The following is a 21,294-nucleotide window of genomic DNA, read 5'->3' as shown; positions in this document are numbered from 1 at the left end:
ATGCGGACGTGGGGCACTTTTCCTAGACTGCGCCGCCGATATCCATCACAGGCGCGACAGCCACCAGGCCGGCCCGCCGCACATCCGCGGTCTTGGGCTTGCGCGCCTTGCCCGCGCGCGAGGGCGGACGGCACAGAACACACACATATCCGTTCTTGTTGTCATGGGCGTGCGCCACGAAGTGGCCGCCGCACCGGCTGCAGGTACTGAGCTGCAGCATGTCGCTGTCGAAGAAGCGCACCATCGTCTCGGCACGCGTGAAATCGAGCACCGCCTCGCCGCCTTGCGACCCGACCTGCTCCACGTAGAGCCGGTAAGCCTTGATGAGCGCGGGCAGTTCGTTCTCGTCGGCTTCATCGAGCATGAAGCGATAGATGTTGTAGAACATCGACGAGTGGATGTTGGCCAGCCACGTCATGTACCAGTCGGTAGAAAACGGCAGCAGGCCCTTGGGCGGGGACACGCCCTTGAGTTCCTTGTACAGGCGGATCAGCCGTTCCCGGCTCAGCGCGACCGCCGCCTCGAGAAACTGCAGGCGCGCGCCGAGTCCGATCAGCTCGACGGCGAGCTGCACTTCACGGACCTCGCCCAGGACGCTCTTGCGGATCATGCTGCCGCCGAGCCCGCGTCACGCATCTGGACCTGCGCCTGAGCCTGGCGTGCCGCCATCAGGATCGACATGTGAGCCTGCTGCAATGCGGGCTCCTTGCCTTCGCCGACCACCGCGAACATCGGGCGGTCGTCCAGACGGAAGCTGCACAGCAGGAAGTTGGATGCCGCCAGCTTCACGATCTGGCTGAGCGACATGTTTGCCAGCAGATCCGCGAGTTCGCGTCCCACGCCGAGGCGGAACATGGCTTCCGCCCTGTCCTGCTTCACCATCTTCTGCGCAAGCAGCATATAGGCCAGATTAATCTCGCCGATTTCCTTCGACATGACGCCGCCGGTATTGAAATTGAGGTTTTCCACGTCTTGTTCCATTTCCGATTCCCAGTCCACTTTGGTTCTAATCAATCGTGTATACATTATATACACAAAGTTTTACACTTTGAAGAACTTTGTAAGAGAGGGCGACAAAAAAAGTAGGAAACGTCTGACACAAACGCGACTCTCTCCCTCGAGAAAGCTCTGCTCCGTGGATGTAACAACGCCGTCGCAAAGATGCAACCACGAGTTACAAAAATCGCTTAAAGGCAATAATCTATTCATAGTCAAATTTCCATCAATAAAGACTATGAACAATCATGGATTCAATGAACCGGAAATTTCCGCATTCAAATGAAAAGCTCATGACTTTGCATTGACGAATTGAAGAATTAATTCGTTTCATGGCTTTCCAATCCGTGGATCCACGCCATCACCTCGGCCACCGCCAGGTACAGCTGCGGCGGGATCTGCTGGTCGAGATCGACCTGCATCAGCAGCTTCACGAGGTCAGCGGACGAGTGCACGTACAGCCCGTTCTCGCGCGCCTCGCGCATGATCGATTCGGCAACCACGCCGTAGCCCTTGGCCACGACGACCGGCGCCTTGCCCTTGTCGGCATACGACAGGGCGACCGCGCTGTTGCGGTTTTCCATGCCCTCGTTCATTGCGCCCGTCATGCGACCTCCGCTTCCGCGGGCGCGGCCGCCTTGGCCACGACCTGCAGCTGCTGCAGCTGGAGGCCGGCGGCCTCGAAGCGGCGCACGAGCCGGCCCGCGTCGCCGCGCAGCCGTTCGGCGGTGGGCGCCTCGCGCGCCGTCAGGTGTGCCTGAACGGCAGGGCCGGCCACGCTCAGGCGCAGGTCGACGTCGCCCAGGCGCGGCAGTTGCAGCGACACGGTGGTCGACCAGCGGCGCGCCGGGTCTTCGTCCACGACAGCGCCTTCGCGCGCTTCGGCCTCGGCCTGTTCCTGTTCTTCCTGGATCGACCAGGTCATCGGCACGTCGGGCCAGGCCTGGCCGCTCCAGCGGAACACGGCGCCGGCGAGCAGGTCGAGCTGCTGGTGCACGAGCGTGACGGCTTGCGGATGAATGACTTCGGTTCCCCGCGCGGCCTGCGCCACGGCGGAAGTTTCGGATTGGCGCGCCGCCTCGCCGGCGCGGTGCGCGGGCACCGCACTGTCGAAAGTGCTGCCTGCCTGCGCGGCTTCCGCCGGCCGATAGGCGGCCTGGAGTTTCGAGGCCTCGACCGCCGGTGCGGGCGCCGGCAGCGTGGAATCGGCAGCGGCGCCATTCGGCACGCCGCTGTTCGCGTGCGCTGCCTGAGTGGCAGATGCGTTCGCAGGAGTGCCGCCCTGGTTGGCGTTGCCCGTGAGCGCCCCGGTGCCAGGCATTGCGGCAAGCGCCGCATCGGCTTGCGACACAGCGGCCGCTGTGGCGGCGGCGTTCGTCGCCGGTGCCGCGGCGGAGGGCTGCGGCGCGTCTGCCGCGCCGGGCACGACCGGCACAAGCGCTGCATTTGCCGCCACCGGCTTCGCAACCACGGGGCCGCCCCAGCGCGCCTGCGGCTCGGCGGCCATCTGCGCGAGCGTGCGGCCTCCTGCTGCGAACTCGGCCAGGTGCGATTCATAGAAGAGCCCGCTGGTGGACACCGTGCGTGCCAGCGTGCCGGCCAGCGCCGCCGCATCGGCGGGCTGCTGACGCGAAGCCAGCAGCGGAGCCGCGCCGCGCACCGGGCCGGGCTCCGCCTGCAGGTCCGCCAGCACGGCGCCGATGACGCGTGCCGCCACCGACAGCCGCGCGGTCATCGATGCCGGCGCGCCGCCGCCGAGGTGGGCGCCGCCGCCGACCAGCGCGCCCGGAATCTGGCGATCGAGCGCGGCATTGGAAGGCAGCCGCACATCGTTCTCGACCTTGCCCACCGGCAGCGCTTTTCCCGGCGCGCCGATGGCTGCCTCGCCTTTGATGCCGAGCACGTCGAGGCGCGGCGCGAGCCTGGCGGCCAGCAGTGCGTCGATGAGTCCGGCAAGTCCAGTCATGGGCGTGTCTTCAGGGGTGAAAGGTCAGGTGGCGTCGGTGCGATCCGCGGCGTGCGGCTCAGTGCGTCGATCCGTAGGCGCGGCCGAGGCTCTTCTGCTTGTGCAGGCTGCCCATGCGCATCACGAGATCCTCGATCTGCGGCTTGATCAGGCCCGACACCTCGGCCTGGTCGACGCGGATGCGGTCCAGCAGGCCGAGCACGCGCTCGATCTGGATCGTGTCGAGCGTCTCCAGCGGTTCGATGGCGCGCAGCCGGTCGACCAGTGCGGCGCAGCGCGCCTCCAGTTCGGGCAGCACGCCCCATTCCTTGGCGCGCGCCAGCACCAGCATCTGCGCGATGTGGGCTGCGAGCTCCTCGTAGCAATGAACGACCTCACTCCTGACTGCCATGTTGTTCCCTGTCCCTGTTGTCATCTGGATGCAGCCGCGGCTCAGCCGCGGCTTCTGTCATCGATCTCCCGCCATGCGGAAGCGATGTTCTCGAGCAGTTGCCCGGCCTCGTCCAGCGCCTGCACGTCGTTGTGCAGGTTCGCGTGGAAGAGCCGCCGCACGACGTAGTCGTACAGCGCCGAGAGATTGCCCACGAGTTCGGCGCCGGCTTCGCCGGCCGCCGTGGCGTCGAGGCCGGCCTTCAGGCCGTTGTCCACGATGCCGATGGCCTTGGAGATCGCACGGCCCTTGGCCTCCGTCTCGCCGGCCGTCATGTGAAAGCGCGCCATGCCGATGGCGGACTTCGCGCCGTCGAACAGCATCACGATGAGCTGGTGCGGCGAAGCGCTCATCACGCTCGTTTCCACGCCGACGCGCGCATACGCGCCGGCACCCGTGCGAAGGTTGTGGGGTGTGTACATCGGCTGCTCCGTGTCGCTGTGCTTGGCTCTTGCCTGTTTACTTGGAGCTGTTCGACATCGATTCGAACTGCTGCGTGAGGTAGGTCTTGGTGTTGTTCATGCTGTTGATCAACACGTCGAGCTGCGTGAACTGGGCCTTGTAGCGGGCGACGGTGGCGTCCACGCGCGTCTGCATGGCGTCGTACTGGTCGTCCAGCTGCTTGATGGTGGAGGTCACGCCGTCGCTGGCCACCTTCAGTGCGCCGGTGTTCAGGTCGGTCACGATCGCGTCGATCTGCTTGCCGTAGCCGCTCGTGCTGCCGGTGGCGCTGGAGAACAGGCCCGCCACGCCCTTGAGGTTGTTGGCCAGGGCCTTGTCGAGCTTGGTGGCGTCGACGGCGAGGGTGCCGTCCTTCTGGAAGCCGACGCCGATCTCGGCAAGCACCTTCATGTCGTTGGCGCCGCCGGCCTGCGGCGTGGTGAGCGCCTGGCGGATGCGCGTCTGCAGGTTGCGCAGCGTGGTGTCGCCGACCAGCGCGGCACCCGTGTTGGTGTCGGCGTCGTAGGCGGTCAGGGTCTTGGCGGTGCTCTGCAGCGCGTTGTAGGCATTCACGAAGTCGGTGATCGCCGACTTCGCGCCCGCCGTGTTTTCCTTCATCGACAGGCCGGTCTTGCCGGTGTTGACCAGCGTGAGCGTCGCGCCCTGGATGGCTTCCTTGACGGTGTTCGTCGAGCTGGTGACGTCGATGCCGTTCACATTCAGCTTGGCGTTCTGCGCCACCGAGGTCTGCTTCAGGTTCTGCGTGCCGGCCGGGTCGTTGCCCACCAGGTTCTGCAGCGCCGCGTCGCCGTCGACCGAGATGCGCATGCTCGACTTCTCGCCGGTCGTCGAGGACGTCAGCACCAGGCGGTTGGGCGTGCCGCTGCCGTCGTTCACGATGGACGCGGTCACACCGGCATTGGCACCGTTGATTGCGTTGCGGATGCCTTCGAGCGTGTTGTTGGTCGGGTCGATCGTGATCGACTTGGCGGGCTGGCTCGGGTCCGCGGTGAAGGTGGCGCCGGTGTACTGGCCGGTGGCGGCGTTGAGCGTGCCGCCGCTGATCTGGCCGAAGTCGATGGTGATCTTGCCGTTGCCGATGGCGGTCTTGCTGTCCACCTGGCCCGCGCTGACCACGGTCTGCGCCTGCGCGAGCTGCTGCACGTCGATGGTGAAGTTGCCGGCGGCGCTCGAATCGGTGGCCGACGCGGACAGGATCCCGCTCACGGTCGGAGTGCCCGTCACGCTCTGGAACAGCGTCGGGTCGGCGAGCTTCTTGGCTGCCGTCTGCAGCACGCTGAGCGCGCTCTGGATGGTGCCGTAGGCGGAGAGCTTGCTCGTGTAGCTCTTGGCCTTCGCCTGCAGCGCCACCAGCGGCTGGCTCTCGGCGGTCTGCAGCTGCGTGAGCAGGTCCGCGAGATTCAGGTTGGAGCCGACACCAAGGCTGCTGATCGTTGCCATTTGAATGAATTCCTGTGTTGCTTGTTCTTCAAAGAGAGGGGGCGCGTTGGTCTCCAGGCGCGCTCAGGCGGCCTGGTCGACCAGCAGGCCGTTGCCTTCGCTCATGAGCCTGGCGATGCGCACGACCTCTTCGTTCGGGATCTGGCGGATGACCTCGCCGCTGGCGCGGTCGACCACCTTCACGATGAGCTTGTCGGTGTCCTTGTCGACCTCGAAGCGGAGGCCGACCTCGCGCACCGCGAGCGCCGCATTCACCTCGCGCACCGCGTGCTCCACCTGCACCGGCGTGGCCTCGTCCACGGCGCCTTCGGCCGCGGCGGCGGCAGTCGCCGCACCGGCGCCGGCACCCGCGGCGCGGCCGGCGAGCAGCTGCGTCCAGGGACTGTCCTTCACGGGAATGGTCGGCACGGGGTTCGACATTTTTCTACCTTGTTGTCTGGCGGTTCTCGCTGTGCCCAGCGGCCTCGCTTCGGGCGTGGCCGCTGGGCACAGCGCAGGCGGTTCCGGGCTTGCTCCCGGGGCCTGCGCCTGCCGGACCCCCTTGCGGGGGCCGGCTTTCCTTTGCTAGTTGAGGGTTGTGGATTAACGCAGGAGGGACAGCACGCCTTGCGTCGTCTGGTTGGCTTGCGACAGCACCGAGGTACCGGCTTGCTGCAGGATCTGGGCGCGCGTCATGTTCGACACTTCGACCGCGTAGTCAGCGTCTTCGATGCGCGAGCGCGACGACGACAGGTTGGTCACGGTGGTGCCCAGGTTGGCGATCACCGAGTCGAAACGGTTCTGCACCGCACCCAGCGAGCTGCGCAGCTTGTCGACCTTCGACAGAGCGGCGTCGAGTGCCTTCAGCGGGTCGACCGTGGCGGTCGTGTTGCTGACAGCCTTGGTCGTCAGCTTGCCGACGTTGGCCGCATCGGCGTACACGGTGTTGGCCTTGCTGTCGGTGACGACGCCGTTTTCATGCATCGTGACGGTTTCGGTCGTGGCGGTCGTGAGCGCGCCGCTGAGGTCGACGAACTGAGCGCCGCCGTTGGTCACTGCACCGGTCGTTGCAGCCACGGTGTAGGCAGCGGTGCTGCCTGCAGCGCCGTCGATGTCGATCGTGGCGGCGGCGGCGAACGTGTTCACCAGGGCCTTGACGGTGTCGGCAGCAACGGGTTCCTTCGTGACGTTCATCGTGCCGGCGGTAGCCGTGGCCGTGAACACCGCGCCGGTGTTGTTGATCTTGATCGTGTCGCCTGCGGTGGCCATCGCGCCGGTCAGCGACGAGACGGTTGCTGCAACGGCGGAGCCGCCGTTGTCGGTCGGGGTCAGGTTGCCCGTGACGTCGACGAACAGGGCCGAGCCGTCGGCAGCGGTGATGCCGCCCGAGCTGTCGATCTTGACGTCCGTTGCCTTGCCGCCCAGGGTCACGGTGGCCGACAGGGTCTGGCCGGCCGGTGCCGTCAGCGAGGCGGTGAGTGGGGCGCCGGTGCGGCCCGTTTCAGCGAGCGTGTAGCTCTTCGACGAAGCGCTGTACGTGTAGGTGGCGGTGCCGACTGCGACCGTGCCGCCGTCTTGCATCTTCGAGAGAACGTCGTTGGCCGTGGCGGCGGTCGTGTTCTTCGTGTAGGCGGTGTTGCCGTTGGTGGTGGCACCCTTGGTCCAGCCAGCGACCAGCAGGTCCGACTCGGTGGCCGACTTGTTGGCGGCGCCCTTGCCGTTCACGTTGAAGTTGTCCAGACCCAGGGTCTTGGCGCTGATTTCCTGCAGGTCGATGTCGATGGTTTCGCCGTCGTTCGCGCCGACTTGCACGGTCAGCTTGCCAGCGTTGGCCGACAGGACCTTCACGCCGTTGAACTGGGTCTGTTCCGACACGCGGTTGATTTCGTCCAGACGCTGGCCGATTTCAGCCTGGATCGAGTCCAGGTCGGTTGCCGAGTTCGTGCCCGTGGCGGCTTCCACCGACAGTTCGCGAATGCGTTGCAGGTTGTTGTTGACTTCGGTCAGCGCGCCTTCGGTCGTCTGGGCGATCGAGATGCCGTCGTTGGCATTGCGCGTTGCTTGCGTCAGGCCCTTGATGTTGGCCGTGAAGCGGTTGGCGATGGCCTGGCCGGCAGCGTCGTCCTTGGCGCTGTTGATGCGCATGCCGGAGGACAGGCGCTCGATGGCGCTGTTCAACGCCGACTGCGACTTGTTGAGGTTGTTTTGCGTGAGCAGCGAGAGGCTGTTCGTGTTGATGACTTGCGCCATGATCGACTCCTGATTAACAAAGGTTGTGTGACTCCGGCCATCGGCCGTAACGCTGGACCCGCTTCCACTGTGAGACTCAAGCCATCGTTGATTTGGTTATCGGCCAGCCCCCACAAACCTTTAGGGCCTCTCGCAAAAAAGTTGCGCACGCCCCGCGAGTCACCCCAACACCCCGTCAGGCCTGGAGATTCATGACCTCCTGGTAGGCGGTGACCAGGCGGTTTCGCACCTGAAGCCCGGTCTGGAACGCCACATTGGCCTTCTGAAGGTCGACCATCACGTCGTTCAGCGCCACGCCGGGCTTGCCCAGTTCGAACGATTCGGCCTGGGCGTAGGCGCTCTGCTGGGCGCCGCTGATGTTGGCGAGCGAGCGCTTGAGCTCGGCGGCGAAGCCGCCGGCTTCCGCGGGCGCGCCCGCGGCCGGGGCGATGCCGGTGTTGAGCGCGGTGACGCGCATCTGCTGCAAGACGGATTCGATGGCGCTGATCGACATGGGATCTCTTCTTCCTGTGTGAACACTTCTGCGTGACTTGACAAGGAGGACGCAAGTCCTCCGGCTGGCCCGCAGCGTATCAAGGGAAGACCCCGATTCAAGCGCGCAACTGAGGGCGAAAACCCCGGCTGTTCGGCCATTCGAATTCCGTTCGACTGTTGACAATCTTCTCGAAACGAACAGGCCGTGGACGACTTCACCGGCCCTCCGGAATGAAATCTCAACACCGAATCCCCTCTCTTGACCAGGCATCGGCCCCTGCCGGCTGCGCAGCCGTGACGAAGGTGCACGCATGAGCACGGCAGTGCCCGCGGGCGACATGCCCAATGCCGGCAACGGCTCCGGTGCAGGCTCCGGCCTGCCCCCGATCCTGGAGCGCATGCGCGCGCAGCCCAAGCTGCCGCTGATCGTCGGCGCGGCGGCCGTGGTGGCCGCGGCCGCCGCGTTCATGCTGTGGAGCCGCGCGCCCGACTACAAGGTGCTCTACACCAACGTGTCGGACCGCGACGGCGGCGCGATCATCGCGTCGCTGCAGCAGATGAACGTGCCCTACAAGTTCGCCGAAGGCGGCGGCGCGATCCTGATCCAGGGCGACAAGGTGGCCGAAACGCGCCTGAAGCTCGCGGCCCAGGGCCTGCCCAAGGCCGGCGGGGTCGGTTTCGAACTGATGGACAACCAGAAGTTCGGCACCAGCCAGTTCGCGGAGCAGGTGAACTACCAGCGCGGCCTCGAGGGCGAGCTGGCGCGTTCCATCGAATCCATCGGCACCATCGAGGCGGCCCGGGTGCACCTGGCGCTGCCGAAGCCTTCGCTCTTCGTGCGCGAGCAGAAGAAGCCCTCGGCGTCGGTGGTGCTCACGCTCCTGCGCGGGCGCAGCATCGACGAAGGCCAGGTCAGCGCCATCGTGCACATGGTGTCGAGCAGCGTGCCCGACCTGGACGCCAAGAGCGTCACCGTGGTCGACCAGCGCGGCAACCTGCTGTCCTCCGCGCGCGGTGCCGACCGCGGGCTGGACGTGAGCCAGCTCAAATATGCGCAGGAGATCGAGGCCGGCTACATCCGCCGCATCGAGGCCATCCTGCAGCCGATCGTCGGCGCGAGCAACGTGCGCGCCCAGGTGGCTGCCGACATCGACTTCTCGGTGGTCGAGCACACCGACGAGAAATACAAGCCCAACCAGGACCCGTCGCAGGCCGCCGTGCGCAGCCAGCAGACGAGCGAATCGGCGCAGCACGGCAGCGGACCGCCCGGCGGCGTGCCGGGCGCGCTGTCGAACCAGCCGCCGGTGAACCCGACCGCGCCGATCGTCGGTCCGCGCGCCCCGAACGCGCCGGGCACGCCGCCGGCCGGTACGCCGGGCGCTCCCGGAACGCCGGGTGCACCGGGTGCCGCCGCTGCCCAGGGCACGACCGCCTCCACGGCCTCGACCGCTTCAAGCGGCCCGAGCAGCACGCGCAAGGACACCACCACCAACTACGAGCTCGACCGCACCATCCGCCACGTGCAGCAGGCTGCCGGCGGCGTGAAGCGGCTGTCGGTCGCGGTGGTGGTGAACAACCGCGACAGCGTGGACGCCGGCGGCAAGAGCACCAGCCGCGCGCTGACCCCGGCCGAGCTCGAGCAGATCCGCAACCTCGCCAAGGAAGCCATGGGCTTCAGCCAGGACCGCGGCGACTCGCTGAACGTGGTCAACAGCGCTTTCGCCCGCGATGCCGACAGCGGCCCCGGCCCCGAAGTGCCGTTCTGGAAGGACCGCGACAACATCGAGATCGGCAAGACGCTGGGCCAGTACCTGCTGATCGCGCTGCTCGCACTGTTCGCCTGGTTCGGGGTGATCCGGCCGCTGGTGCGCCGCCACGCGGCGCCGCCTCCGGCGCCCGTGCCGGCCGCCGAGCCCGAAGACACCGCCCCGGCCGACACGCCGGAAGCCGCCGGACCGTCGCAGGAAGAAGCCCTGCGCGAACGCGAAGCCAACCGCAAGAAGGCCGACATGGACTACGCGCACCAGATCGCCGAGAAGGACCCCAAGCTGGTCGCGGCCCTGATCCAGCACTGGATGAACAGCGATGAGTAACGAAATCGGAACCCGCAAGAGCGCCATCCTGCTGATGGCCCTCGGTGAAGACCGCGCCGCCGCCGCGCTGCACCAGCTGCCCACCTCCGAGGTGCAGGCGCTGGGCCTCGCGATGTCGAAGCTGACTTCCGTCTCCAAGGAAGAGCTGGCCTCGGTGCTGGCCGAGTTCCGCCAGGAAACCGAGCAGCTCTCGGCCCTGCACCTGGGCTCGACCAGCTACATCCGCGCGGTGCTGAAGAAGGCGCTGGGCGAGGACCGCGCCAGCAACCTGCTCGAAGACATCCTGCAGCCCGACGAGCCGCGCGGCGGCATCGACCGCCTCAACGAGCTGGAAGCCGGCGAAGTGGCCGAGCTCATCCGCGACGAGCACCCGCAGATCCTGGCAACGCTGCTGGTGCACCTGGACCGCATGAAGGCCTCCGAGGTGCTCGAGAAGCTGCCCACGCGCCTGCGCCACGACGTCATCATGCGCGTGGCCACCTTCGGCGGCGTGCAGCCGTCGGCGCTGAACGAGCTGACCGACGTGCTCACCGAGATGCTCGCCGGCCAGGGCCTGCGCCGCAGCCGACTGGGTGGCGTGCGCACGGCGGCGGAGATCGTCAACCTGATGAGCACCACGCAGGAAGAGGAAGCCATCGCCCATGTGCGCGAGCAGGACGAGGCGCTGGCACAGCGCATCGTCGACGAGATGTTCGTGTTCGAGAACCTGCTGGGCCTGGAAGACCGCAGCATCCAGCGCCTGCTCAAGGACATCGAGAGCGACTCGCTCATCATCGCGCTCAAGGGCGCGCCGATGGAGCTGCGCGACAAGTTCCTCAACAACATGTCGCAACGCGCCGCCGAAACGCTGCGCGAGGACATGGAACTGCGCGGTCCGGTGCGCGTGTCGCAGGTCGAGGCCGAGCAGAAGGCGATCCTGCAGGTGGCGCGCCGCCTCGCGGAATCCGGCGAAATCGTGATTGCGGCACCTGGCACCGATGACTTCGTCTGACCCCGCCCCGCCCGCCCGAACGGCGCCTCCGGCTTCGGCCGCGCCGACCTGTTCGGCGGCTCGCCCGAACGCCTCGCCGCGATCCAGGCTGCGGCCCGGCAGGCCGCAGCCGGCCCGAAGCCCGCACTTTCCGCCTGGGAACGCTGGGAAATGGGCACGCTCGACGGCGGCAGGCCGCCAGCGCCCGCCGGCCGCAAGACGGCAAGCGCCGCCGCGCGTGCGGGCGTGCCCGTGCCGCCGCCCGCACCGCCTGCGCCGAAGATCGATCTGGCCGAACTGGCCCGCATCCGCAAGGATGCACGCGCCGCGGCCGAAGCCGAAGGCCGGGCCGAGGGCCTCGCCGAAGGCCGCAAGGCCGGCCACACCGAAGGCCTGGCCACCGGCCTCGCTGCCGCCACCGTGCACGCCGAGCGCCTGCGCGCGCTGACCCGTTCCTTCCCCGACGCCCTGCGCCGCGCCGAAGGCGAGCTGGCAGACACCGTGCTCGCGCTGGCCCTCGACGTGGCGCGCCAGGTGGTGCACCGCACGTTCACGGCCGAGCCCGGCTGGGTGCTGCCGCTGGTGCGCGACCTGCTCAACACCGAACCTGCCCTGCGCGGCGAGCCGCGCCTGCTGCTGCACCCCGACGACGCGGCGCTGGTAAAGAACAGCCTGGGCCACGAGATCGAGGCCGCCGGCTGGCAGGTGCGCGCCGACGACACCCTCACGCGCGGCGGCTGCCGCGTGCAATCCGCCAACGGCGAGCTCGACGGCACGCTGGAGACCCGCTGGAAGCGCGTGTCTTCGGTGCTGCGCGACGACAGCGCCTACGGCGCGGAATCCGCCTGAACACCCGATCGCACCGATGCAGACCGTCGCCTCCAACCCTCACCTGCAGACCGTGCGCGCCGCGCTGGACAAGGCGCGCGGCAGCGTCTCGCACGTCACCACCACCACCGCCTCCGGCCGCCTCACGCGCGCGGTAGGTCTGGTGCTGGAAGCCGTGGGCCTGCAGCTGCCCGTGGGCAGCGACTGCCTGATCGAGCTGCCGCCCGGCAATGCACAGCGCTATGCCGAGGCAGAAGTGGTCGGCTTCGCGGGCGAACGCCTGTTCCTGATGTCGCAGACCGAGGTGGCCGGGCTGGTGCCCGGCGCGCGCGTGTTCGCGCGGCCCGTGACGGTGGAGCCGGGCCATGCCGGCGCGGGCAATGCCCATACCAAGCGCCTGCCGGTCGGCATCGGCATGCTCGGCCGCGTGGTCGACGCGGCCGGCCGCCCGCTCGACGGGCTCGGCCCGCTCGACCTCGAACGCAAGGTGCCGCTGAGCTCGCCGCCCATCAACCCGCTCACGCGCGCGCCGATCGACTCGGTGCTCGACGTCGGCGTGCGCGCCATCAACGCGATGCTCACCGTCGGCCGCGGCCAGCGCATGGGCCTGTTCGCCGGCTCCGGCGTGGGCAAGAGCGTGCTGCTCGGCATGATGGCGCGGTTCACCAGCGCCGAGGTCATCGTGGTCGGCCTGATCGGCGAACGCGGCCGAGAAGTGAAGGACTTCATCGAGAACACGCTCGGCGAGGAAGGCCTCGCGCGCGCCGTGGTGGTGGCCGCGCCCGCCGACAACTCCCCGCTGCTGCGCCTGCAGGGCGCGGCGTACGCCACCTGCCTGGCCGAGTACTTCCGCGACCTGGGCAAGGACGTGCTGCTCATCATGGACTCGCTCACCCGCTACGCCATGGCGCAGCGCGAGATCGCGCTGGCCGTGGGCGAGCCGCCGGCCACCAAGGGCTACCCGCCCTCGGTGTTCGCCAAGCTGCCCGCGCTGGTGGAACGCGCGGGCAACGGCTCGCGCGACGCCCAGGGGCGCGGCGGCTCAATCACTGCCTTCTATACGGTGCTGTCCGAAGGCGACGACCAGCAGGACCCGATCGCCGACTCGGCGCGCGCCATCCTGGACGGCCACGTGGTGCTCTCGCGCACGCTGGCGGAGGCCGGCCACTACCCGGCCATCGACATTGAGGCCTCCATCAGCCGCGCCATGACCGCGCTGATCCCGTCGTCGCAGTTCGACACGGTGCGCCGCTTCAAGCAGATGCTCTCGCGCTACCAGCGCAACCGCGACCTGATCAGCGTCGGCGCCTACGCGCCGGGCCACGACCCGCAGCTGGACCAGGCGATCGCGATGTACCCGCGCATCGAGGCGTTCCTGCAGCAGTCGATGGACGAGCGCACGCCCTACGAAGAGGCCATCGGGCAGCTGGAAAACCTGTTCAGGGCCGAACGCCGCGTCTAGGCGCACACAGATTCAGAGATACCAAGCAAGGACTCCCTCCATGACCCGCAAGCTCCCCCTCGGCATGTTGATCGACCTGGCCCACACACAGACGGACGACGCCGCGCGCCGCCTGGGCGCGCTGCAGAGCGCGCACCTGAACGCCAGCCAGAAGCTCGAACTGCTGCTGCAGTACCGCCAGGACTACCACGACCAGCTCGACGCCCTGATGCGCGACGGCCTGCCCTCGTCGCAGTGGCGCAACTACCGCAATTTCCTGGGCACCCTGGACGGCGCCATCGAGCAGCAGCGCGCCATCGCCGCGCAGACCGAGAGCCGGCTGGACAACGGCCGCGTCGACTGGCAGAAGCAGAAGCGCCGACTGAGCTCGTTCGACACCCTGGCCGAGCGCGTGCGCGCCCAGGAAACGATGGCAGCGAACAAGCGCGAGCAGCGCGACAGCGACGAGCGCGCAGCGCGCAAGTTCTTCGACCGCGCCTCGCACCCGACCCTTTGAATCTCCAGGAACAGACATGCCACCCATGATCATGCCCCCCGTCATGCCGAGCGCCGCCGGCCAGGCCGTCTCGCAAGCCGGCTCGCGCAGCCGTGGCGATGCGGACGACGCGCAGGGCCGCGGCTTCGGCGCGGCCCTGGAGCGCTCGCGCGGCAACCAGCGCGCCAGGCCGGCGGATGACGCCTCGGGCGTCGCCGCGGCGGAACGCAAGCCCGTTCGCAAGCCCGGCGCCGACGACGACACAAGCGACGCGCTGCCCGATCCGAACCTGGCCTTTCTCGCGCCGCCCAACACGCCGCTGCACGCCCTGACGCTGGCCGGCCGCACCGCGCAGGCCGATGTGAGCGCGAGCGCCGCAGCCGCCGACGCCGCCGTGGGTGCGGCCCGCGCCGCTGCCGACAAGGCCGTCACCGCGGCCACCGACGTCGTGGCCGATCCGGCCCTGCAGGACGCGCTCGCCGGGCTGAAGCCCGATGCCGCGGCCGCCGATGCGAAGGCCGCCGCCGCCAAGCCTGCACCCGACACCGGCCTCGCGGCCAAGGATGCCGCGAAGACCGGCGTCGACGTGTCCGCGCTGACGCCCGTCGCCGACGCGGCTGCCGACGCCACGGCGCCGACAACCTCGCTGCAGGACGTGGTGCGCGCTGCGGTTGCCGCACAGACCGCGGGCGTGGCCGGCGGCCGGCCCGCAGGCGCATCCGCCAGCGCAGGCACCAGTGCTGCCGCCGGCGGACGTGCCGCCCCGCGGCGCACCGTGAGCGCCACCACCGCCGAGCAGCTGGCCGCGCAGGCCAAGCCGGCCGAAGACACCTGCGACACGGTCACCGCCGCTGCCGTGCCGTCCGCCTCGGCGGCCCAGCCCGGCACCGACGCGACCGACACCCCGGCCCCGGCCGCACAGTTCGCGCTGCAGCAGCCCGCCGCCGCGACCGCGCAGGCCGACCGCGCCGGCGACACCGCCGGCGCCCGCGCGCCCGTGCACACCATCCAGCCCGAAGTCGGCAGCGACAAGTGGGCGCCGGCCCTCGGCCAGCAGCTCGCGCGCATGAGCACCAGCGGCCATCACACGGCCGAACTCAGCCTGAACCCGGCCGGTCTCGGCCCGCTGAAGGTCACGCTGTCGATGGGCGACAACCAGGCGCAGGCGATGTTCGTGTCGGCGCACGAGAGCGTGCGCAAGGCCGTCGAGGCCGCGCTGCCGCAGCTGCGCACCTCGCTGTCGGAACAGGGCATCACCCTGGGCCAGGCCTCGGTCGGCGCGGAAACGCGCCAGCCCTTCGGCAACGACGCCGCTTTCGCGCAGCAGCAACAGCAGCAGAACGGCGGCCGCCAGCAGGCGGCGAGCTACCCCGGTGCCGGCCGTGCCGCCGCCAGCGTGCAGGCGGCCCCGGTGGCGGCCGTGCGCCCGGGCCCGGCGGGCAACGCCGGCGCGGGGGTCGACACCTTCGCCTGACATCCGGCCTCGGCCACCTTCCCCTCCACGGCGCCCCGACCGGCGCCCGGCAATGAACGGATATGACACGCCTTTGTGCGCTTGTTCGGCCGTTCGTTCCGGAGGGACTTCGCAAAGAATAGCTCGGACCCCAAAACCCGTTTCACCATGGCTTCCTCCTCTTCCGCCGCTACCGCATCCGCCGCGCAGCCAGCCTCCAAGCGTTCCTCGAAGCTCGTGATCGGGCTCGTGATCGCCGTGGGCATCGCCGCCGCCGGCGCGGCCGCGTACACCTTCGTGCCCCGCCTCATGAACACGGCCTCCGCGCCCGAGGCGGCGAAGCCGCCCGTGCCGGAAAAGCCGATCTTCCTGGCGCTCGAGCCGCTGACCGTCAACCTGCAGTCCGAGGGCCGCCCGCGCTTCCTGCAAATCGGCATGGCGCTGCGCCTGCCCGACGAACGCACGAAGGCGCAGATCGTCGAGTTCATGCCCGAACTGCGCAGCCGCCTGCTGATGCTGCTGTCCAACCGCGCGCCCGACAGCCTGGTCACGCCGGAAGGCAAGGCCAAGCTGGCCGAGGAAATCCGCACCACGCTCAACACGCCGCTGGCCGCCGGCCAGGCGCCGCTGGGCATCACCAACGTGTCCTTCAACACCTTCGTGGTGCAGTGACCTTCTCCTTCGGACCAGCGACCCATGGCGTATGAACAGGTGCTTTCCCAGGACGAGGTCGATGCGCTCCTGCAGGGTGTCACCGGCGGGGACATCGACCAGTCGTCGACCGCGCCGGTGCCGCCCAAGGACGGGCTGCCCGCCTATGACCTCGGCGCACCCGACCGCGTGGTGCGCAACCGCATGCACACGCTGGAGGTCATCAACGACCGCTTCGCGCGCGGCCTGCGCGGCGCGCTGCTGAACTTCATGCGCCGCAGCCCCGACATCTCGGTGGGGCCGGTCCAGATCCAGCAGTACGGCGAGTTCGTGCGGCACCTGCCGGTGCCCGCGAACATCAACATGATCCACATGAAGCCGCTGCGCGGCACCGCGCTCTTCGTGTTCGACCCGAAGCTGGTGTTCCTCGTGGTGGACAACCTCTTCGGCAGCGACGGGCGCTACCACGTGCGCGTGGAAGGCCGCGACTTCACGCGCACCGAGCAGCGCATCATCAAGCGGCTGCTCGACCTGTCGCTGCAGTGCTACGGCGACGCCTGGCAACCGGTGTTCCCGCTGGACTTCGACTACGTGCGCGCCGAGATGCACGGCAAGCTCGCCAACATCGTGGCGCCCAACGAGGTGGTGATCAACACCACGCTGCAGATCGAGTTCGGCCCCATCGGCGGCTTCCTGCACGTGTGCCTGCCCTACTCGATGATCGAGCCGATCCGCGACCAGCTGTCCAACCCGATCCAGGACGAGGTCGAGGTCGACAAGCGCTGGGTGAAGCAGATGTCGCGCCAGATGCAGGCCGCCGACGTCGAGCTCATCGCGGACTTCGTGACCATGCCCTCCTCGATCGGCGAGGTGATGAAGATGCAGGTCGGCGACGTGATCCCCATCGAGCTGCCGACGACGGTCGTCGCCAAGGTCGGCGGCGTGCCGGTGATGGAGTGCGGCTACGGCACCTCCAACGAGCGCTACGCACTGCGCGTGCAACAAATGATCTCCCATCAAGACAGCGATTTGAAGAACGACCATGACTGACAACACCTCTTCCGCCAGCAGCGACGCGGACGACTGGGCCAGCGCGCTGGCCGAGCAGACCGCCGCCACCGCCACGCCGGCGCCCGAACCCGCCGTGGCGCCCGCCACCGCGCAAGTCTTCCAGCAGATCCAGGAAGCCGCCGCGCCTTCGACCGCCACGCCGGTGGACATCGCCCGCGTGCTCGACGTGCCGGTGCAGCTCACCGCCGAGATCGGCCGCACCCGCATCACCATCAAGAACCTGCTGCAGCTGTCGCAGGGCTCGGTGGTCGAGCTCGACGGCCTGGCCGGTCAGCCGCTGGACGTGCTGATCAACGGCTACCTCATCGCGCAAGGCGAAGTGGTGGTGGTGAACGAGAAATACGGCATCCGCCTGACCGACATCGTCACCCCCTCCGAGCGCATGCAGAAGCTCGCACGGACATGAGCCTGCGCCGCCAACTGCTCGCGGGAGCGGCGCTGCTGCCCGCCCTCTGGGCGCAGGCGGTGCACACGGCGCATGCCGCGCTGCCCACCGTGCCCACCCCGGTGCACGAGGCGGCACCCGCCGCCACGGGCGCGTCCGGCCTGCTGCAGGCCGGCTTCGGCATGGCGGTGGTGGTCGGGCTCATCTTCGGCTGCGCCTGGCTCGCGCGCCGCTTCGGCCTGCAACGCCTGGGCGGCGGCCACCTGGTGAAGGTGGTCTCCAGCGCCAGCGTCGGCCAGCGCGAACGCGTGGTGGTGGTCGAAGTGGGCGACACCTGGCTGGTGCTGGGCGTCACGCCGAGCCAGGTCAACACGCTGTACACGCTGCCTGCGCAAGCGAACGCCCCCACTGCTTCCGCCGCTCAGGCCGGCGCCTGCGCCCCCAACAATCCCGTCGAACTCTTTGCCCGGAAACTGCGCGAGTCGCTCTCGGGCAAGTCGCATCCCGCCCCATGACGCACCCCGCATTGCGCCGCGGCCTGCGTGCCGCGCTGCTGCTTGCCGCCGCCGCGCTGCCCGCCGTGGCCTGGACCCAGGGCCTGCCCGGCCTCACCAGCACCCCGGGCCCCGGCGGCAGCCAGACCTGGTCGCTGAGCGTGCAGACCATGGTGCTGCTGACCTCGCTCACCTTCCTGCCCGCGCTGCTGCTGTCGATGACCAGCTTCACGCGCATCCTGATCGTGCTGGGCATGCTGCGCACCGCCATCGGCACGCAGACCTCGCCGCCCAACCAGATCCTGGTGGGGCTGTCGCTGTTCCTCACCTTCTTCGTGATGGCGCCGGTGCTCGACAAGGCCTATACCGACGCCTACGTGCCCTTCTCCGAGAACAAGATCAGCGCCGAGAAGGCCATGGAACGCGGCATCGCGCCGTTCAAGACCTTCATGCTCAAGCAGACCCGCGAGAGCGACCTGGCCCTGTTCGCGCGGCTGGCCAAGGCCCCCGAGATGCAGGGCCCCGAGGACGTGCCGCTGCGCATCCTGCTGCCCTCGTTCGTCATCAGCGAGCTGAAGACGGCGTTCCAGATCGGCTTCACCATCTTCATACCGTTCCTCATCATCGACCTGGTGGTGGCGAGCGTGCTCATGTCCATGGGCATGATGATGGTGCCGCCCGCCTCCATCGCGCTGCCGTTCAAGCTGATGCTCTTCGTGTTGGCCGACGGCTGGCAGCTGCTCATCGGCGCACTCACACAGAGCTTCTACCTCTAGGTACGCAGAGATGACCCCCGAATCCGTCATGACCATGGGCCACCGGGCCATGGAAATCTCGCTGCTGCTGGGCGCCCCGCTGCTGCTCGTGGCGCTGGTGATCGGCCTGATCGTCAGCATCTTCCAGGCGGCCACGCAGATCAACGAATCGACGCTGTCGTTCATTCCCAAGCTGCTCGCGGTGTTCGCGACGCTGGTCATCGCCGGCCCCTGGATGCTGGACCGCATGCTCGACTACATGCGCGCACTGTTCGCCGGCATTCCGCAGCTGCTGGCGTGACGCCGTCGATCTTCTCCGTCACCTCGGGCCAGCTCGAGGCCTGGATGGTCGCCTTCCTGTGGCCCTTCGTGCGCATGCTCGCGCTGATGAGCACCGCGCCGGTCTTCTCCGAGGCGTGGGTTCCGCGGCAGGTGAAGGTGGCGGTCGCCGCCATGCTCACCTTCGTGGTCGCACCCACCATCGGTCCGTTTCCGGCGGTCGCGGTGGTCTCGGTCGAGGGCGGCTGGATCATCCTGCAGCAGGTGCTCATCGGCGCCGCCATGGGCTTCTCGATGAAGCTGGTGTTCGCCGCCGTGCTCGCTGCCGGCGAATACATCGGCCTGCAGATGGGCCTGTCGTTCGCGTCCTTCTTCGATCCGATGAGCCACGGCAGCACGATGGTGGTGTCGCGGCTGCTGAACATGCTCGCGATGCTGATCTTCCTCGCGCTCGACGGCCACCTGCTGATGGTGAACGCGCTGACCGACAGCTTCCGCACCCTGCCCATCTCCGCCGGTCCGCTCGCGTCGGGCGGCTGGATGTTTCTCGTGCTGTCCGGCGGCGACATCTTCGCCAGCGGCCTGATGCTGGCGCTGCCGCTCGTCACCGCGCTGCTCACCCTGAACCTGGCCATGGGCATCCTGAACCGCGCCTCGCCGCAGTTCAGCATCTTCGCCGTCGGCTTTCCGCTCACGCTGCTCGCGGGCATCTTCATGCTGCAGCTGCTGATGCCGAACCTCGGCGCGTTCCTCGAGCCCAGGTTCGCTGAAGCGATCTCGAACATGCTGCGGTTCACCGAAGGCCTGCGCCCGTAACCCACCGCGCTACCCCGCTCACTCGGGAAACCCCGAGGAACCGGCCTTGCCCGGCCTCCAGCAGGCGAAAGGCAAAGCGGACACGAAGCGCCCGCGCAACCCGGCCCCACTCCAGAAACACCGAGGAACCGGCTTCGCCGGGCCTCTGGTGTTGCCCCCGGTAGGGGGTAGGAGAAGCGACACGAAGTGCGCGGAGCCTGGGGGCGAGCCAAGGAACACCGAGGAACCGGCTTCGCCGGGCCGCAGGTGTTGCCCCCGGTAGGGGGAGGGAGACGCGGACACGAAGTGCGCGAAGCCTGGGGGCGAGTCACAGATAGTTGAAGAGCGAAATGCTGTTCAAGCGCGCGAACGTCATCTGCGTGGCCTGCAGCGACGACTGGCGCTGGTAGAACTCGGCGATGGCGCTGTAGGGGTCCAGGTCCTGGATGCTCGAGAGGTAGCTCTCTTCCTGCAGCTTGCTGTCGGCGCCGCTCGAATCCAGTGCGTCGATCTCGTTCTGGCGCGAACCCACCGACGACAGCACGGTCAGCACGTTGTCGTGCGCATTGGTCACCTTCACGTTGGCGGTGCTCAGCGCATTCAGCAGCTGGGCCTTGGCCGCGTCGCCGCCGCCGGTCAGCGGGGTACGCAGCGCGGTCACCAGCTTGCCGATGGCCTCGAACACGTCGGTGCCGGCGTTCTTCGCGGTCGACACGTCGAAGGTGTCGCCGTCGGCCGGTGCGCCGGTGATGCTCAGCTGCACGCCGCCGAACGAGATCGGCTGGCCGGCGGTGAAGGTGCCCGTGGCGGCCACCACCGGGGGGGTGTCCTTCGTGCTCACGGTGTAGTTGCCGGCGGCGAAGCTGATGGTGAAGTCCTTGCCGTAGTTGGCCGCGGTGGCGTCGTTCACGCTCACGGAGCTGAACACGCCGGTGCCGGTGTTGGAGGCCGACGAGGAGGTCACGTAGCCCGCACCGCCCTGCACCGACTGGAACACGCTGCGGCCGTCGTCCGAGGTGGAGATCTGTCGCGCCACGTCGACCTGCATCAGGCGCTGGCCCTGGTCGCCCACGTACTGCACGCCGCCGCCGCTGCTGGCGACGAACGGCGGGCTGCCGCTCTTGAAGCCGGCGAACAGGTACTGGCCGTTGCCGTCGTCGGAGTTGGCCACGCCGATGAGCTGGTCGAGACCGCTCTGGATGGTGGTGGCGAGCGAGGCGCGGTCGGCGTCCGTCAGCGTACCGTTGCCGGCCGCGACCGTCAGCGTCTTGATGTTTTGCAGGATCGAGGTGACCGAGTTGAGCGCGCCCTCCTCGGTGGTCAGCGCCAGCGTCGCGCGCTGGCGGCTGGTGGCGAACTGCGCGTTCTCGGACAGCGTCTGGCTGACGCCGAGCGAGCGTGCCGCGGCGACCGGATCGTCGCCGGCCGTGAGGAACTTCGAGTTGGTGGCCAGCTGCTGCTGGACCCGGAACAGCTTCTGCTGCTGCTGGCCCATGGCAATGACGTTCTGCTCGTAGAAGGAGGAGGTGCTGATGCGCATCGCGTTTCCCTGTGTCTTTACGTTGTCGGCGCCGGTGTCGGCCGCG

Annotated in this window: 24 protein-coding genes; 13 read left to right on the top strand and 11 right to left on the bottom strand. The window is 68.4% G+C overall.

Features of this window, described 5'->3' with window-relative positions; translation table 11 throughout:
• Positions 1–22 precede the first annotated feature (22 nt).
• From flhC to fliE, 10 genes are all read right to left on the bottom strand, one after another.
• Positions 23–610, bottom strand: coding sequence for a flagellar transcriptional regulator FlhC (gene flhC, locus AACL56_RS30835; RefSeq protein WP_339093942.1), 588 nt, complete (start codon positions 608–610; stop codon positions 23–25).
• Positions 607–981 (bottom strand): flagellar transcriptional regulator FlhD, encoded by a 375-nt coding sequence (flhD, locus tag AACL56_RS30830; RefSeq protein ID WP_339093940.1) that lies wholly within the window; start codon positions 979–981, stop codon positions 607–609. The genes flhC and flhD overlap by 4 nt, the downstream gene beginning before the upstream one ends.
• A gap of 335 nt (positions 982–1,316) precedes the next feature.
• Positions 1,317–1,604: an EscU/YscU/HrcU family type III secretion system export apparatus switch protein gene (locus AACL56_RS30825; RefSeq protein WP_339093938.1), complete on the bottom strand. Its 288-nt coding sequence runs from the start codon at positions 1,602–1,604 to the stop codon at positions 1,317–1,319.
• Positions 1,601–2,962, bottom strand: a complete 1,362-nt coding sequence (locus AACL56_RS30820) for a flagellar hook-length control protein FliK (RefSeq protein ID WP_339093936.1) — start codon at positions 2,960–2,962, stop codon at positions 1,601–1,603. Before AACL56_RS30820 ends, AACL56_RS30825 begins: the two co-directional genes overlap by 4 nt.
• A gap of 58 nt (positions 2,963–3,020) precedes the next feature.
• On the bottom strand, positions 3,021–3,353 hold the full coding sequence (locus AACL56_RS30815; protein ID WP_339093934.1) for a flagellar protein FliT: 333 nt from the start codon (positions 3,351–3,353) through the stop codon (positions 3,021–3,023).
• A gap of 41 nt (positions 3,354–3,394) precedes the next feature.
• Positions 3,395–3,814, bottom strand: a complete 420-nt coding sequence (gene fliS, locus AACL56_RS30810; protein ID WP_339093932.1) for a flagellar export chaperone FliS — start codon at positions 3,812–3,814, stop codon at positions 3,395–3,397.
• A 37-nt stretch (positions 3,815–3,851) separates the two neighbouring features.
• Positions 3,852–5,294 carry a flagellar filament capping protein FliD gene (gene fliD / locus AACL56_RS30805; protein WP_339093930.1) on the bottom strand — a complete coding sequence of 481 codons (1,443 nt, stop codon included), beginning with the start codon at positions 5,292–5,294 and terminating at the stop codon, positions 3,852–3,854.
• Positions 5,295–5,357: 63 nt separating this feature from the next.
• On the bottom strand, positions 5,358–5,714 hold the full coding sequence (locus AACL56_RS30800; protein WP_339093928.1) for a flagellar protein FlaG: 357 nt from the start codon (positions 5,712–5,714) through the stop codon (positions 5,358–5,360).
• A gap of 162 nt (positions 5,715–5,876) precedes the next feature.
• Positions 5,877–7,523: a FliC/FljB family flagellin gene (locus AACL56_RS30795; protein WP_339093926.1), complete on the bottom strand. Its 1,647-nt coding sequence runs from the start codon at positions 7,521–7,523 to the stop codon at positions 5,877–5,879.
• 175 nt (positions 7,524–7,698) lie between these two features.
• A complete protein-coding gene (gene fliE / locus AACL56_RS30790) occupies positions 7,699–8,016 on the bottom strand; it encodes a flagellar hook-basal body complex protein FliE (protein WP_339093924.1) in 318 nt (105 codons plus the stop codon).
• Between the two features lie 292 nt (positions 8,017–8,308).
• Here fliE and fliF point away from each other — a divergent pair, with 292 nt between their 5' ends.
• The 13 genes from fliF to fliR all read left to right on the top strand — a co-directional run bounded on the left by fliF (position 8,309) and on the right by fliR (position 19,729).
• Complete coding sequence (gene fliF, locus AACL56_RS30785; protein ID WP_425337098.1) at positions 8,309–10,090, top strand: flagellar M-ring protein FliF; 1,782 nt, start codon at positions 8,309–8,311, stop codon at positions 10,088–10,090.
• Positions 10,083–11,081, top strand: coding sequence for a flagellar motor switch protein FliG (gene fliG / locus AACL56_RS30780; RefSeq protein WP_339093922.1), 999 nt, complete (start codon positions 10,083–10,085; stop codon positions 11,079–11,081). Before fliF ends, fliG begins: the two co-directional genes overlap by 8 nt.
• A 150-nt stretch (positions 11,082–11,231) precedes the next feature.
• On the top strand, positions 11,232–11,909 hold the full coding sequence (gene fliH, locus AACL56_RS30775) for a flagellar assembly protein FliH (protein ID WP_339093920.1): 678 nt from the start codon (positions 11,232–11,234) through the stop codon (positions 11,907–11,909).
• Between the two features lie 16 nt (positions 11,910–11,925).
• Positions 11,926–13,350 carry a flagellar protein export ATPase FliI gene (gene fliI, locus AACL56_RS30770; RefSeq protein ID WP_339093918.1) on the top strand — a complete coding sequence of 475 codons (1,425 nt, stop codon included), beginning with the start codon at positions 11,926–11,928 and terminating at the stop codon, positions 13,348–13,350.
• A 40-nt stretch (positions 13,351–13,390) separates the two neighbouring features.
• Positions 13,391–13,846 carry a flagellar export protein FliJ gene (gene fliJ, locus AACL56_RS30765; RefSeq protein WP_339093916.1) on the top strand — a complete coding sequence of 152 codons (456 nt, stop codon included), beginning with the start codon at positions 13,391–13,393 and terminating at the stop codon, positions 13,844–13,846.
• Positions 13,847–13,871: 25 nt separating this feature from the next.
• On the top strand, positions 13,872–15,299 hold the full coding sequence (locus tag AACL56_RS30760) for a flagellar hook-length control protein FliK (protein WP_339093914.1): 1,428 nt from the start codon (positions 13,872–13,874) through the stop codon (positions 15,297–15,299).
• Positions 15,300–15,446: 147 nt separating this feature from the next.
• A complete protein-coding gene (gene fliL, locus AACL56_RS30755) occupies positions 15,447–15,950 on the top strand; it encodes a flagellar basal body-associated protein FliL (RefSeq protein ID WP_339093912.1) in 504 nt (167 codons plus the stop codon).
• A gap of 24 nt (positions 15,951–15,974) precedes the next feature.
• Positions 15,975–16,979: a flagellar motor switch protein FliM gene (gene fliM / locus AACL56_RS30750; RefSeq protein ID WP_339093910.1), complete on the top strand. Its 1,005-nt coding sequence runs from the start codon at positions 15,975–15,977 to the stop codon at positions 16,977–16,979.
• Positions 16,972–17,406 (top strand): flagellar motor switch protein FliN, encoded by a 435-nt coding sequence (gene fliN, locus AACL56_RS30745; protein ID WP_339093908.1) that lies wholly within the window; start codon positions 16,972–16,974, stop codon positions 17,404–17,406. The genes fliM and fliN overlap by 8 nt, the downstream gene beginning before the upstream one ends.
• The gene (gene fliO / locus AACL56_RS30740; RefSeq protein WP_339093906.1) at positions 17,403–17,900 is read left to right on the top strand and encodes a flagellar biosynthetic protein FliO; all 498 of its coding nucleotides are present in this window, start codon (positions 17,403–17,405) and stop codon (positions 17,898–17,900) included. The genes fliN and fliO overlap by 4 nt, the downstream gene beginning before the upstream one ends.
• On the top strand, positions 17,897–18,655 hold the full coding sequence (gene fliP / locus AACL56_RS30735) for a flagellar type III secretion system pore protein FliP (protein ID WP_339093905.1): 759 nt from the start codon (positions 17,897–17,899) through the stop codon (positions 18,653–18,655). Before fliO ends, fliP begins: the two co-directional genes overlap by 4 nt.
• A 10-nt stretch (positions 18,656–18,665) precedes the next feature.
• Complete coding sequence (fliQ, locus tag AACL56_RS30730) at positions 18,666–18,935, top strand: flagellar biosynthesis protein FliQ (protein WP_339093903.1); 270 nt, start codon at positions 18,666–18,668, stop codon at positions 18,933–18,935.
• 8 nt (positions 18,936–18,943) lie between these two features.
• Positions 18,944–19,729: a flagellar biosynthetic protein FliR gene (gene fliR, locus AACL56_RS30725; protein ID WP_425337112.1), complete on the top strand. Its 786-nt coding sequence runs from the start codon at positions 18,944–18,946 to the stop codon at positions 19,727–19,729.
• A gap of 307 nt (positions 19,730–20,036) precedes the next feature.
• On the opposite strand, the gene flgL is transcribed toward fliR, so the two are convergent.
• Complete coding sequence (gene flgL, locus AACL56_RS30720) at positions 20,037–21,248, bottom strand: flagellar hook-associated protein FlgL (protein ID WP_339093901.1); 1,212 nt, start codon at positions 21,246–21,248, stop codon at positions 20,037–20,039.
• Between the last annotated feature and the right edge of the window lie 46 nt (positions 21,249–21,294).

The sequence above is a fragment of the Variovorax paradoxus genome, assembly GCF_902712855.1.
GTDB classification, from domain to species: domain Bacteria; phylum Pseudomonadota; class Gammaproteobacteria; order Burkholderiales; family Burkholderiaceae_C; genus Variovorax; species Variovorax paradoxus_Q.
Note: the sequence above shows the minus strand (reverse complement) of the source record. Positions and strands in the feature narration are given on the sequence as shown.

What these genes read in the sequence shown, in the direction of transcription:
- flhC (WP_339093942.1), bottom strand. Translation starts at nt 610, where the DNA reads ATGATCCGCAAGAGCGTCCTGGGCGAGGTCCGTGAAGTGCAGCTCGCC.
- flhD (WP_339093940.1), bottom strand. Translation starts at nt 981, where the DNA reads ATGGAACAAGACGTGGAAAACCTCAATTTCAATACCGGCGGCGTCATG.
- AACL56_RS30825 (WP_339093938.1), bottom strand. Translation starts at nt 1,604, where the DNA reads ATGACGGGCGCAATGAACGAGGGCATGGAAAACCGCAACAGCGCGGTC.
- AACL56_RS30820 (WP_339093936.1), bottom strand. Translation starts at nt 2,962, where the DNA reads ATGACTGGACTTGCCGGACTCATCGACGCACTGCTGGCCGCCAGGCTC.
- AACL56_RS30815 (WP_339093934.1), bottom strand. Translation starts at nt 3,353, where the DNA reads ATGGCAGTCAGGAGTGAGGTCGTTCATTGCTACGAGGAGCTCGCAGCC.
- fliS (WP_339093932.1), bottom strand. Translation starts at nt 3,814, where the DNA reads ATGTACACACCCCACAACCTTCGCACGGGTGCCGGCGCGTATGCGCGC.
- fliD (WP_339093930.1), bottom strand. Translation starts at nt 5,294, where the DNA reads ATGGCAACGATCAGCAGCCTTGGTGTCGGCTCCAACCTGAATCTCGCG.
- AACL56_RS30800 (WP_339093928.1), bottom strand. Translation starts at nt 5,714, where the DNA reads ATGTCGAACCCCGTGCCGACCATTCCCGTGAAGGACAGTCCCTGGACG.
- AACL56_RS30795 (WP_339093926.1), bottom strand. Translation starts at nt 7,523, where the DNA reads ATGGCGCAAGTCATCAACACGAACAGCCTCTCGCTGCTCACGCAAAAC.
- fliE (WP_339093924.1), bottom strand. Translation starts at nt 8,016, where the DNA reads ATGTCGATCAGCGCCATCGAATCCGTCTTGCAGCAGATGCGCGTCACC.
- fliF (WP_425337098.1), top strand. Translation starts at nt 8,309, where the DNA reads ATGAGCACGGCAGTGCCCGCGGGCGACATGCCCAATGCCGGCAACGGC.
- fliG (WP_339093922.1), top strand. Translation starts at nt 10,083, where the DNA reads ATGAGTAACGAAATCGGAACCCGCAAGAGCGCCATCCTGCTGATGGCC.
- fliH (WP_339093920.1), top strand. Translation starts at nt 11,232, where the DNA reads ATGGGCACGCTCGACGGCGGCAGGCCGCCAGCGCCCGCCGGCCGCAAG.
- fliI (WP_339093918.1), top strand. Translation starts at nt 11,926, where the DNA reads ATGCAGACCGTCGCCTCCAACCCTCACCTGCAGACCGTGCGCGCCGCG.
- fliJ (WP_339093916.1), top strand. Translation starts at nt 13,391, where the DNA reads ATGACCCGCAAGCTCCCCCTCGGCATGTTGATCGACCTGGCCCACACA.
- AACL56_RS30760 (WP_339093914.1), top strand. Translation starts at nt 13,872, where the DNA reads ATGATCATGCCCCCCGTCATGCCGAGCGCCGCCGGCCAGGCCGTCTCG.
- fliL (WP_339093912.1), top strand. Translation starts at nt 15,447, where the DNA reads ATGGCTTCCTCCTCTTCCGCCGCTACCGCATCCGCCGCGCAGCCAGCC.
- fliM (WP_339093910.1), top strand. Translation starts at nt 15,975, where the DNA reads ATGGCGTATGAACAGGTGCTTTCCCAGGACGAGGTCGATGCGCTCCTG.
- fliN (WP_339093908.1), top strand. Translation starts at nt 16,972, where the DNA reads ATGACTGACAACACCTCTTCCGCCAGCAGCGACGCGGACGACTGGGCC.
- fliO (WP_339093906.1), top strand. Translation starts at nt 17,403, where the DNA reads ATGAGCCTGCGCCGCCAACTGCTCGCGGGAGCGGCGCTGCTGCCCGCC.
- fliP (WP_339093905.1), top strand. Translation starts at nt 17,897, where the DNA reads ATGACGCACCCCGCATTGCGCCGCGGCCTGCGTGCCGCGCTGCTGCTT.
- fliQ (WP_339093903.1), top strand. Translation starts at nt 18,666, where the DNA reads ATGACCCCCGAATCCGTCATGACCATGGGCCACCGGGCCATGGAAATC.
- flgL (WP_339093901.1), bottom strand. Translation starts at nt 21,248, where the DNA reads ATGCGCATCAGCACCTCCTCCTTCTACGAGCAGAACGTCATTGCCATG.